The sequence below is a fragment of the Acinetobacter sp. GXMZU3951 genome (assembly GCF_054457875.1).
Genome location: NZ_JBTLFO010000009.1, coordinates 94,630 through 107,342 on the forward strand (window position 1 = coordinate 94,630; position 12,713 = coordinate 107,342).

Consider the following 12,713-nt stretch of genomic DNA (forward strand, 5'->3'; position numbering starts at 1 on the left):
GCTATCTTACTCTGTTTTTTCAACTTTCTTGCGAAGAAACCTATTATATATTTTACCTAGCAGATTCGCTGGCATTAGTCTAAATGCAGACCGAACAATGAAATACATATTAGCATAAAATGGAGACTGTATTTTTAGCTGTTTTTTTAAATCAAGCAACTGTTTTTCGCTTTTAATATATTGGAAACCTTTGCGGCGTGCATGCATACCATTACCAACCCGCGCATAAAGAATCACATCGGACAAATTAGCAACTTTATAATTATTTCCAATCACACGTAGCCATAAGTTGTAGTCTTCCATAAACAAATGATGTTGATACCCTCCCAAGCTTAAAATCACATCGCGTTTATATGCAACTGTCATGTGATTAAAAGGACAGCGATGTTGTGAAAATTTCTTTATTTGCTGATAAGTTATAGGTACAGCTTTTAGTACATTTGCATCTGAAATATTTTGATTAAACTCTAAAATCTGACCACCAAACAAGACTACATCCGGATTCTGTTCTATAAATTGAATCTGCTTTTCAAATCGATCCGTTGTACAAATATCATCTGTATCCATTCGAAAAATCCATTCATAACTGCACTGCTTCAAACCTTCATTTAATGCTTTTCCAAGTCCAACGTTTTGAGGCAGAGCAACTACTTTTAAACACTCACCAATTTTTAACTGCCACTTTTGTACGCAAGTAGTAAGTTCCTCACCAATTGGACCATCTAGAACAAGTACAATTTCAGTCGGTTTAATCGTCTGTGAGTCCCAAATACTTACAAAGCATTGATCTAAATATTCTGGACTTTCTTTAGAATAGAGAGAACTTAAAACAGTAAACATATTCTTTATCTCTTTATAACCATTTTTTCCCAGATCTCAAGAATTCTATCTGGTTGATAATTTTTAGCATTAATCAAGGAATTCTCAGAAAATTTCTTTAATAAATCTGGGGATGAAGCTAATTCCAAGATAGCATCGGCAAGTTTTTGGACATTTTGATCTTCAACCAAAAATCCATTTTCATTAGATGAAATTACATCACTCGGTCCATAGGGACAATTATACGAAACTATTGGTAATCCAAAACTCTGAGCTTCAATTAGTACCATCGGCAGTCCCTCATACTTAGAAGACATCACAAAAAAAGCTGACTGTTCATAAACTTTTTGTACATTAGAAGTAACACCCTTCAGATAAGCATTTTGAAGTGAATTTTTTTCAATATAATCAGTTAAAAGCTGTAAATGCTCACCTTCACCATAAATATTTAATTTCCAATCTGGGATTAATTTATAAATTTTTTTCCAAGCTTTTAATAAATGTAAAAAATTTTTCTGTTCAGTTAATCTACCAACTGCTAGAATAGTTTTTTCTGATATATGTTTTTTTTCAACAACAGCATAAGGAGAAAAATTAGGAATTGTAAGTACATTATTATGTATCTTATCAAAATAAAATTTATCTTTATTCGTTAATGTTACAACCATATTAATTTTCTTATAAAGAAGTTTACTCAAAACTTGAACTAATTTAGGGCGACTAACAAAAGAAACATGTTCTAAAGAAATTAAATCTTTAATATTTGGAATAAAAGCACAAAGTAGCGACAGTTTACCCATATTGTGGACAATTATTTTATCTGGTTTTTCATTTTCAATACAACACTTTAAACCTTTATAAAAATGATATTTAGAACCAGAAATTTTTTTTACTTTTATTTTATTATTTAAGTAATATGCTACTTCACCAAAATCTGCATCACGATTAATAATCTTTATTTGATAATCGAATTTTTCTACAAGTTGATTCGCAAGAATACAAGCAACTCGCTCACTACCAGACTTGTTGCGAAGAGAATTTATAACAAAAATAATTTTCTTCATTTAAAATTTCCCGTATGTATTACATGCAAAGTATAAAATCATCAACAAAGGAATAATAACAGTTATCCCTTTTAAAAGTAAAATCAACAACAGAATAAATAAAATAAATTTAAACTTAAAATCAATATACTCAGACTTAATTTTAATAATAAAGTATAGATTAAATATTATAAAAAACAAAAATCCGATCAAACCATTTGCAAATATAATTCTGAAATAACCAACATCAGTTTGCATATAGTATCCATTTTCTAAATTATATAGATTATCACCAATTATCCACGTTCCCAGATTTGTTGGGAAAACCAAAAACATTTTCAAAAGAGTTAAAAAAGAATTAATTGCATCTGAACTTTCATTGTCATAGAATAAGCTAAAGCCAAATCTAAATAAACTTAGGCTTTCTAAATCAGAACGATTAATAAGATATAAAACAAATATAATAATGGTAAAGAATATAATTGAAAAAATAGTTCTTAATTGATTCTTACCTAATTCAAGCATCAATAAAATAATTGCCAATCCCATACCAACTATTGTTGTTCGAGAACTCATCATACCAAGAAAAAAAATCAAAATTAAAATTAACATCCAAAAAGCTTTATATTTTTTTTCATATTTTATAACTTGACCCAAACAGATTAGAATAAAAGAATTAATAACGCCAGATGAAAAAAAGGAACGCCCCACCCCAACTATTCTTTCTTCTTTAAGTTCATCAAGCCTACTAAGCTCTGAAAGATTATTATAAATGACCGAATAAAATAATTGCTCCATTGTTGGGTATATACTATTCATAAAAGAAATAACAAGCTGAACTAGAACTGCAATTGAACTAAGTTTAACCAAATTTATAAAGTCTATACGAAAACCTAACCCCCTAAACACAAATATTAAAGCTAAACACTGAAAAATAATAAAAAGATATACTTCATAAAATAAACTATAATCTAAGTTTTGATTAATAAGTGCAGAGATCGTATTCAAAAAAAAGGCGAGGATGATAAATAAAAATATTACAGCATCTTTTTTATAAAACCTTCCTGAAAAAACAACCCACCCACCCAGCAATGAAATTAAAATCACCACATAACCAAATTTAAAAAAAAGGGCAATATTAAATATATATACAAATAAAAACACAACCCAAATAAATTTATTTGGAAATATTTTTCCACTATTAACAATATACTTCAAAATCATAAACCTTTCTTAATACGTTTAATTTTATTTAAAAATCTTTCAAAAAAATTAAATTTCCATGAGTATCCCCAGTGATGAATACCATAAGTGTTTTCTTTAATATGAGAATATAAAAGTTGCTTTACTGGTTTTTCTGGATCAAAGGGATTATATGGATAGAAAGTTTCTGGTGGTAAAACAACATCACCTATATCTGAATTTTTCTTAAATGCCCCCCCCAAAACATAAGGCATTGTTTTATATAAATCAGCATTCATATCGTAAAAATTTAGAATTTCTTTAAATATTTCATGCTCTTTAATGCTTCCTATTATACCGCAACTTACTTTATCTTGTTTTGAATCTTCATAGGCAGCAAAAAAATTACAATTAATAAGGGGCGAAATATCTCTAATTAACTCCATATCTGTATCAAGATAAACTCCACCATAATTATATAAAACATAAGATCGCACATAATCAGCTACAAAAGCATATTTTTTTTCCTTTAAAGCTTTTTTAACAAAAGGATGATCTAATGGAGTATTTTCTTCATTCCATAAAACAAACTCCCAATCTGGTAAATATTTATGCCAACTTCTAATACATTCTTTAATTAAAGGGGACATAGGACTTCCACCAAACCAACAGTAATGAACAGTTTTAGGTATCATAGATATCTTCTTAATCTTCTAAAAAATTTTTCAACAAAAATTTTCAACATTAATAAAGGATTTGATATTAATATTTTTAAGAATGCAAATGCATATATTTCCATAATCAATCTATCTGCATCCTTTCCATATTGTCTAAAATGATCTGCTATTTGCAACTTACCGATCACCATTAACTCTCTTTTTTTAGATAAATTATCAGCATGTGATCTATATTTAGTAAAAAAATCTTCTGTTCGTAAGAAATAGCCATCATTTTCTATTATTTTTAAATATATATACCAATCTTCTATAATAAATTTTTCATTGTACCCTCCAACACGCTTTATATCACTAAGCCTAAGAATTTGTGTTGGTGCAGCCAAATACTCACTATACTTAAATAAATCTTTAAAAAAAAATTTCTTTCCTTTTTTAAAGTCAAAATCATATTCTTTATTTTCATCATCAATCAAAATCATATTTCCAAAGACACCTTTGCAAGAATTATTCTTTTCCATAAGAAATATTTGCTTTTCTAACTTATCAGTTAATAAAATATCATCAGAAGCAATTGATGATATATACTCACCTTGACACCATTCTATTGCCTCATTCAAAGTTGCACTTAAACCTTTATTAGGCCTATGTCGGAACTCAAATCGAATAAACCTTTCTTTGCAAGCAGGGAGCATCTCTTGAATTTTTTCTACTGAGCCATCCTTTGAACCATCGTCAATAACAATTAATTCAATGTTCTCATAAGTTTGATCGATCACGCTCTGAATACTATCTTGTACAAAATTTTCATGGTTATAACAAGGTATAACAACTGATACTAATGTATTGATATTCATAATTATATTTTACCGTTAAACTCTTGCTTTACTAATAAGTAAATTTACATATTGCATTACAAACTGATCACGCATTATAACAAGCAATAGAGGGTAAAGAAGGAATCCTAGCAAAATCTTGGCAATTAATTCCAACCAAAGACTCCCATCTAACTTTAACCAACTCACGGCAACATACATAATTGCAGCCGCAACAATATATTTAGCTGCAGCTTTAAGTTGTGACCAACCACCAAAACCAAAGAACTTACCAGGCATATAAGCATTAATAAAAAAAGCAATAACCGAAGTACTCACCATAGCCCAAGCCACAGCCTCAATGCCATATGGCACAGATATCAATAGGGCAGCGACAGTCATAGGAAGTTTAGATAAATCTACCTTTAAAAATAAATCTGACCTACCTATCGCATTCAATATATTCAGATTAATAGCACTAATGGGTGTAATAGCACGTGCAAAACAAAGGATGCTTAGCACAGGAGCTACTGGAAGCCAATCCTCACCTAAAAACAGTAAAACAACCTCATGAGATATCGCTGCTAAGCCTACTAATAAAGGAAGAGCTACTAACATGGTAATAGATATCAACTGTTTGTACATACTAACTAGCCGCTCTCTTTCTTCTTTCAGAGAGGTTAATATAGGATACGTAACCCCTTGCAAAGTAGCGGAAAGCATCTGGTATAGGTTATTACTTAGATTATTTGCTTGGGTGAAATAACCTACTTGCGTAGCATTAAAATAACGCCCTATAAGTGCAATATAAAGGTTGTTTACAAACGTCGCCACAAATCCTGCGATCATTAAATTTGAACCAAACTTAAATAAGCGCCTGAATGACTCAATACTAAATATAAATTGCGGCAACCAGCGACAAAACAACCAAAGAAAAATGGTACTCAATACTGCTTTTAGTACAAGCATCCATACCAGCGCCCAATAGCTATATCCCGTTAATGCAAGATAAACACCTAGCACTGATGAGAATAAAGTAGCTATTGTACTTGCGATCGTTTGGCTCTTAAAATCTATATTTATTGTTAACTTCGCACGCACCACTACAGCAAAAGAATTGATAATCATAAGCACAAAAAGTACCCGAGAAATATCAGTAAGCTTAGGCTCTTTATAAAAGTCTGCAATTATTGGAGCAATAAAATAAAGCACTGCATACATTGCAATGCCCCAAGCTATATTAATATAAAAAACTGTATTCTCATCCGCTACGGTTAGTTGATGGCTCCGCTGCACTAAGGCCGCAGAAAAGCCACCACTGATAACACTTTCTGCTAGTAACATAAAAATTGTAAGCATGCCAATAAGCCCAAAATTTTCTGGACCAATCAGTCGAGCTAGATATACAGTTACAGCTAAGTAGCCTAGCTGATTAACTAATTTATCAACAAGACTCCAAGTGAAACCATATAAAGCTTTTTGTTTGAGTGACATAGAAACTTAACATACCTTGAGCGCTTAGTAGCACTGGAACTAGCTTATTTAGATCGATTTACAGTAATATTAATCAATTTTCCATAATTACAGCTTATTATTTTCCTGAATAGTTCTGAATAATTTAGTAATATTTTCGGAGAAAAAAAACTCCTCCTGTGTTTGCCATTCTCTCCAATCCTTCACATCCGTCCAATTATACAAAAACACAAAATCCAATCCTGCGATGATTGCTGCTTGATGGTCATATTTACTGTCACCGAGGAATAACGCCGGTGTTTGTATATTACCGTTTGAAAGTTCACGAGTAAGAATTTCATCTTTTGTATCAGGACTGCCAAAAATCCCCCCATTAAACAGCCCTTCTAAACCACGTTCAGCAAACACTTGGCACAGTTCAGCCTGATCACCTCCTGATACTATTAGCCAATTGGTTTCTGGTAATACTCGCCGCAGCTCTATTAAATCTTTTGCCACTTCGCAATTCAGCAAACCTTCTTTTACTAAATTTGCGTAGCTTTCTAAGAGTTCTTCTAAGTCTGGACCATGAATACCTTCAGCATATTTAGGTACTAAGTCTTCAAGAAAAAATGAAAATTTTTTGTAACGTGATATGCCACCATGTGTAATATGATAATCTACTAATGCCTGTGCAGCTAGCTCACCATAAGGCAATGCAGCACAATAAAAAGCTTCAGTTTTTACTTTGTTGGAGTTCAGAATAACGCCGTCACAATCAAAGACTAGAGTTTTGTATAAAGCTAAATGGATCATAAAGAAACTAAACCTTTCTCTACTAGAGCTTCAGCAATAATAAAATCTTCTGGCCAATCGACATCCTGACTAACCAATTTATCTAATGTAAACAAATAAGGCCTTTCTCCTATTCTGTCATTTTGCTCTTTGTATACATTAGTTGACGCTAAAAAAACGCCACTATTTACCTCATGTATTGGATCTAAAGTTTGAGTTCTCGGCCATTTTTCAAGAGTACGGTCATAATTTAATGGTTTACTGTCTTGCCATAAAAATGTATGCAGTAAAGAAGTGGTCATCAATGAATCATACCCTTCCTCTAAGCAATTAAAATATCTAGAAATTATATCTTCATATTTCTGCGCATTTATAAATGGTGAAGTTACATGAGTCCATAAAATATGACCTTTAGGGATTAAATCAGCTGCATGAGCGACCAAGCTATCAGTACTCGTCTGACTTGAAGACAGCTCTTCGATTCTGTTATGTAAGTGAATCTTAGGATGCGATAAACTTTCTGCATACTGAATAATTTCATCATCATTTGTTGAAAGAATAATTTCATCGATACTTGGACATGCAATTAATTGGTTTAATTTCACCTCAATCAAGCCATGTGAGTACTGTACAAATGGTTTTATATTCTTCCTAGGAACTCTTTCGCTACCTTTCCTACAAGGCAAAAAGCAAGTAACCGTCTCTTTGATCACTTAATTTCTCCATATATACTAATTTTTTCAACGTCATATTGCGAAGGTGTTACAGCCTGTAATGGAATACTCCCTTTAGCTAAAGAAAATGTTTTGACAATAGAATTCATTTCTTCATTTCTTGCATCAACCCCCTCATAACCATCAAAACCGGCTAGGAGTATTCTTCTCGCATTACCACTTGCACACACTGCAAAAGCATAAGCCATAACCAATAAAGCTGGTGTAGTACAATGTGTATTATCAAAAGAAAAAGTGTCTGTTTCTACATTAATCCCAAAATTCAAAATCTGCTTATCTGCCAAGGCTGACTGCACATCTTTTGGCAACATTGAATAAGGTGTTATTAGCGGCTGTGGTAACTTGGTATGAGCTTCACAATCTGCTAACAATCGAACTGGATGGCAAGCAACACGATAAGTAATTAATTCAGGAGCAATTGCCTGCTGAGTGTTAAGCGCCAAAACAATCGGCTCATGAACTCGAATATATTGTTCTATTGCATTTTTATGTAAAGCTACGCCTGGACCAGTACCAAGCAATAATACATCTTTTCCTGAAAACTCTTCTTTAGGCTGCCACGCACCTTTAGGTTCACCTTGATAGAAATGGCGAGCGGCATCCAAAGTATTCAGGTTGAACTGTTTACCACCTTCGCAACGTAAATATTCGATTACAGCTAACACATCTTCCTCACTAAATCGAGAGTCACTTAACATTTTCTGAATATAAGTAGGATGAATAGCATATTTACCTGCAAGATAATAATATGGATTTGTTCCCCATCCATATTCCTGTTGCATAGGTTTAAAATGCTGGTTAATGAGTGACATCAGGGGGATCAAATTAATCTTTTTGTCACGTTTTACCGCCATCTCTATAGCTAATTCTTCAGTACGTGCATTACCAGGGCCACGCCCCATCCCTGTTACAGTAGCATCAACCCAAGTAACACCCTCTTGCAAAGCACGCAAAGTGTTAGATAATGCGAGTCCAAGGTTATCATGTGTATGTATACCTAAAGCACCTTGCCAATATAAACGTAACCAACCAATAATTTGTGCTGTTTGGTCTGGGCTCATACTCCCCATAGAATCTGCGAAATAAAGTACGTCAATAGGATACGCTGCTGCCTCTCTAGCCAAAGCTTTAATTTCATCTTCACTTCGATCCGCAATCTGCATTAGATTAAAACCCACCTTAAATCCACGCTCTCTTAGCCAATGAACAGCAGGTAATGCCTTTTTAAATTCATGTACATGCGAAGCAATACGTACCAAACTAATGGGGGAAGTATCTGCACTTTCTGGAAACAGAACTTTTAAAACATCGACCAAAGGTTTTTCACCAACTAATTCCACTGCATTAATCATCACTCCTAGTTTTAAGTCCTCAGGAATTTGTAAACTACGTACAAAAGCATCGGTAGTATAAGCACAAGCCCCCTTAAAACCTTTATTTATTAACGAGCGCAAACCTAATTCCACACAATCTACGCCTGCAGCTTGCATAGCTTGCAGGTATTCGTTGATTAAATTTTCCTTAAAATTCCAAGAGTTGTAGTAGCCGCCATCGCGTAAGGTACAGTCAAGAAACATCACATTAGTTCCTGTTTTAAATGATTGATTATATTTGCTGAAGGTGAGGATAGTTTATAAAATTCGTTTACATGTTCGATTATAAATTTTTCATAACTTTTATTTGGATATAAGTTTTCAGAAATTAAATTACACAAAAAGTGCTCGATTTCATTTTCATCATGTAATCGTACATAACAATTTAACAGTTCAATACCATAATCGTTTATAGCTTTTAATTGAACTGTTGGATTTAACTCAAGATATGCACATGGTTTCCCTGTAAACAAATAGTCTAAAATAAAACTTCCACAATCGTGTATAATGGCATCGCTTGTATTAAAGAGGTCAACATAGCCTCCTTCATCTAATTGAGTAAACTCACTAAATTTCCAAAAATCGTAATATTTATCTGTTTTTTCTTTACCCCAATCAGGATGCTTATATAACTTTGTCTTAAGTAGAGTGTGAGGTTTAAAAGACCATTGAATTTGACTTTGATATTTTTCTGCAAAATTTTTTATTAGCTCTCCTACTTCTAAAAATGTAGAAAGATTAATATTCTCATCTTTAAATATCGATTGATGAGGTGCGTAAATAACACGCTTTTTAGGTAATAACTGTTGTCTCCATATCCTATTCGGCTCTATCCTCCCCCCCACAGCTAACTCTTCAAGCACAGGGCTTCCTGTAACAAAAAGATTAGCCCCTTTGTTGGATAATACGTTTAAAGCACGTTTTTTAGCATATTCATCCCCAATAAAATGCTTCCAAACAACATTATGGAACAATTGATTATATGAACTATTTAAATCATAATCGGAGGCAACATCAGAATAATAAGGCACATAACAACTCAAATAATTCAAATATACATCTTCGTAATATTCTTTGCGTGTTAAGTTATGCGGATTCGTAAAAAAAACAATATCTGGGTTTAATTCACTTATTTTTATCCAACATTCTTCCTCTTTATCATAAGAAGAAAGTAGAGGATAACCTTTTTCTTTAAAATACTCGTAGCATTCTTTCATATCCTGCCACATGCGCTCTTCCCCATGAAGTATATAGGGACACACAAGGATTACTGGCTCAAAAAAAGGATCAATAAGCATTTTTTGAAATACTGGATCTACTTTCCAAATGCTCTTATGAATAGTCAAAAAAACTACTTTTATTTTTTCTTTGCCTTTTATTTGTTGTAAAAGCTGTTGATGAACTCTCCTCATTCTATAGAAAATAAGTTTTTTCTCTAACTGTGAGATAAAACTTATTTTTCTTAGCCTAAACAAAATATACCGTTTCAGCTTGCTAAGCATATTATTCATATTGTGCATATAATTCTTCAATCTCTTTTATATCAACATGATATGACCCATGCATCTCTGAAGTTAGCATATTGGCTGTTAAAAATTTCATATCAATCTTAAAAAGATCAGCAATTGTAGAGTAAACAGAGAAATCCTTATGCAACCCAGTAAGCCAACTAATACATTTAGTATTTTCTTTACAAAATATTAAATTTGACCAAAAAGCTCCACTAGGTCCTACAATATAAGAAGCTCGCGAAAACAAGCAAACCTGCTCTAAAAAATCATACTTTTCTGGCTTGACACATACAAACCCTTTTTTAATAAAAAAGGCTGCTACTTCTGACTCATTATAAAATCTCTTATTAAAGTTACTAACCTCGCCCCTAAGCAAAAATATTTTTTTAGGATATTTATTTTCACACTCAATTCTAGGCGTAACATTCTTACTTAATACTAGATTTCTCAGCTTCTTAAGAATACTAATAGAAAAATATCCATACTCAATTCTAGGTATATTATTCACAGAATTAAATAGAACATTATTAAATGTAGTTATATAATAGACTTCACTAAACTTATACGATGTTTTTTGCTCCAAATATATTAGAGGCAACTTTAGCTCAGCATTGACTATTTCCAATACTTTTTTATAATTAGGTATTTCTTTTACCACTTGATTGACCACTATTGCTTCAATACTATATTTTTCAATAAGATATTTATCTAAAAGTAATAATTTTGGCAATATTTCAATTAACCAATGAAAATAATTAAATGAACCATTTCCACCTAAAAATAAAACTTTTTTGCCTACTAAAGTATCTACTTTTACTTCAAACAATGCTCTTTCGGTATCATGCCAAATAAGATGACCTGCATTATAGCGTGCCTGTTGCTGATCAATACCCTGAAAAAGCTCTATAAAGGCTCCATCCTCACTATAAATAGAGGATGACTCAATATTCATATAACAATTAGTAAATTTATAAAGTCGCACCTCTGGAGTTTTAGTAGCTAACTCTAAGCTACCTTCTCCATAATTGGGTGTCTTCTGCAGAGATATTTCCTTTTCTTTCAATTTAAGAAGGAAGTTACATTCTTCAATTCCCTTAAACCGAATATATATAAAATCTCGCTTTAGAATAAGATTTATTGCCCAACGTGTGATTTTAAAACGTAATAATTTAACACCCATTTGGTATTTAAATGTTGTCATTTTTTAAAACCATTAATAGCATCGATTACCACCTTAGCCTCTTTTTCAGACATTACAGGGCTAAGTGGTAAACTCAACACCTCTTGATGCATGACTTCAGTTAATGGATAGCTTTGGTCATTCCATTCCTTATATGCTTGTTGCTTATGCGGTGGTATCGGGTAATGAATGAGCGTTTGTATACCCTGCTTGTTTAGATGCTTTTGTAGTGCTTCACGTTGACTAGTACGAATTACAAATAAATGCCAAACATGTTGCATGTAAGTTTCTGCATTAATATTATTCAGTGGAAGTTGAATTAGAGGGTTTTTGATTCCATTTAAATATAAACTCGCAATTTGACGTCTATGCTGAGTTTCTTGATCTAAATATTTGAGCTTAATATCCAGCATGGCGGCTTGGATTTCATCCAATCGGCTATTGACCCCCACGAATAAGTTTTTATATTTCTCGTGCGATCCATAGTTACGCAAGGCCTTCAACGTTTGTGCCAACTCAGCATCATTCGTTGTAATAGCCCCAGCATCACCCAATGCACCTAAATTTTTCCCAGGATAGAAACTAAAACCTGAAGCATCACCCCAGCTTCCTGCTTTTTTCTCTTGTAATTGTGCACCATGGCTTTGAGCTGAATCCTCTAAAACCAATAAGCTGTGCTGTTTAGCAATTTGCATAATTTTTGGCATATCTGCAAGTTGCCCATATAAATGCACAGGTAAAATGACGCGGGTTTTAGCTGTGATTGCTTGTTGAATTTTTGCAGGATCAATATTATAAGTATTACTATCAGGCTCAACCAATATAGGCGTTAAGTTGTTGGCTGTAATCGCTAAAATACTTGCAATATAAGTATTAGATGGAACTATTACTTCATCACCCTCCTGAAGCTTACCTAATTCTTTCCATGCACGTAGTGTAAGAATCAGTGCATCTAAGCCATTTGCAACCCCTATGGCAAACTGTGTACCACAATATTCAGCAAAGTTATTCTCAAAAATTTCTAACTCTTTACCACCAATATACCAGCCTGAATCAATAACACGATTACAAGCATCTACAAGTTCAGCACGATATTGAGCATTTATTGCTTGAAGATCTAAAAAAGTAATCATTA

General features: G+C 32.7%; 12 protein-coding genes. All 12 read right to left on the reverse strand.

The window, feature by feature from the left end:
- Positions 1 to 6: 6 nt before the first annotated feature.
- Positions 7 to 840 carry a glycosyltransferase gene (locus ACX17N_RS13685; protein ID WP_458893121.1) on the reverse strand — a complete coding sequence of 278 codons (834 nt, stop codon included), beginning with the start codon at positions 838 to 840 and terminating at the stop codon, positions 7 to 9.
- Positions 841 to 845: 5 nt separating this feature from the next.
- Positions 846 to 1,883, reverse strand: a complete 1,038-nt coding sequence (locus ACX17N_RS13690; protein WP_458893122.1) for a glycosyltransferase family 4 protein — start codon at positions 1,881 to 1,883, stop codon at positions 846 to 848.
- Positions 1,884 to 3,080, reverse strand: coding sequence for a hypothetical protein (locus ACX17N_RS13695; protein WP_458893123.1), 1,197 nt, complete (start codon positions 3,078 to 3,080; stop codon positions 1,884 to 1,886). It lies immediately after the preceding gene.
- A gap of 2 nt (positions 3,081 to 3,082) precedes the next feature.
- Positions 3,083 to 3,694, reverse strand: coding sequence for a glycosyltransferase family 32 protein (locus ACX17N_RS13700; protein WP_458893124.1), 612 nt, complete (start codon positions 3,692 to 3,694; stop codon positions 3,083 to 3,085).
- A gap of 41 nt (positions 3,695 to 3,735) precedes the next feature.
- Positions 3,736 to 4,575: a glycosyltransferase gene (locus tag ACX17N_RS13705; RefSeq protein WP_458893125.1), complete on the reverse strand. Its 840-nt coding sequence runs from the start codon at positions 4,573 to 4,575 to the stop codon at positions 3,736 to 3,738.
- Between the two features lie 15 nt (positions 4,576 to 4,590).
- Positions 4,591 to 6,027, reverse strand: a complete 1,437-nt coding sequence (locus tag ACX17N_RS13710; protein ID WP_458893126.1) for a lipopolysaccharide biosynthesis protein — start codon at positions 6,025 to 6,027, stop codon at positions 4,591 to 4,593.
- A gap of 87 nt (positions 6,028 to 6,114) precedes the next feature.
- Positions 6,115 to 6,801 (reverse strand): HAD family hydrolase, encoded by a 687-nt coding sequence (locus tag ACX17N_RS13715; RefSeq protein WP_458893127.1) that lies wholly within the window; start codon positions 6,799 to 6,801, stop codon positions 6,115 to 6,117.
- Positions 6,798 to 7,493, reverse strand: a complete 696-nt coding sequence (locus ACX17N_RS13720) for an acylneuraminate cytidylyltransferase family protein (RefSeq protein WP_458893128.1) — start codon at positions 7,491 to 7,493, stop codon at positions 6,798 to 6,800. Before ACX17N_RS13720 ends, ACX17N_RS13715 begins: the two co-directional genes overlap by 4 nt.
- Positions 7,490 to 9,091, reverse strand: coding sequence for an aldolase catalytic domain-containing protein (locus ACX17N_RS13725; protein WP_458893184.1), 1,602 nt, complete (start codon positions 9,089 to 9,091; stop codon positions 7,490 to 7,492). The genes ACX17N_RS13720 and ACX17N_RS13725 overlap by 4 nt, the downstream gene beginning before the upstream one ends.
- Complete coding sequence (locus tag ACX17N_RS13730) at positions 9,091 to 10,407, reverse strand: hypothetical protein (RefSeq protein WP_458893129.1); 1,317 nt, start codon at positions 10,405 to 10,407, stop codon at positions 9,091 to 9,093. Before ACX17N_RS13730 ends, ACX17N_RS13725 begins: the two co-directional genes overlap by 1 nt.
- A complete protein-coding gene (locus tag ACX17N_RS13735) occupies positions 10,391 to 11,599 on the reverse strand; it encodes a glycosyltransferase family 61 protein (protein WP_458893130.1) in 1,209 nt (402 codons plus the stop codon). The genes ACX17N_RS13730 and ACX17N_RS13735 overlap by 17 nt, the downstream gene beginning before the upstream one ends.
- Positions 11,596 to 12,711, reverse strand: a complete 1,116-nt coding sequence (locus ACX17N_RS13740) for a DegT/DnrJ/EryC1/StrS family aminotransferase (RefSeq protein ID WP_458893131.1) — start codon at positions 12,709 to 12,711, stop codon at positions 11,596 to 11,598. Before ACX17N_RS13740 ends, ACX17N_RS13735 begins: the two co-directional genes overlap by 4 nt.
- Positions 12,712 to 12,713: the final 2 nt, after the last annotated feature.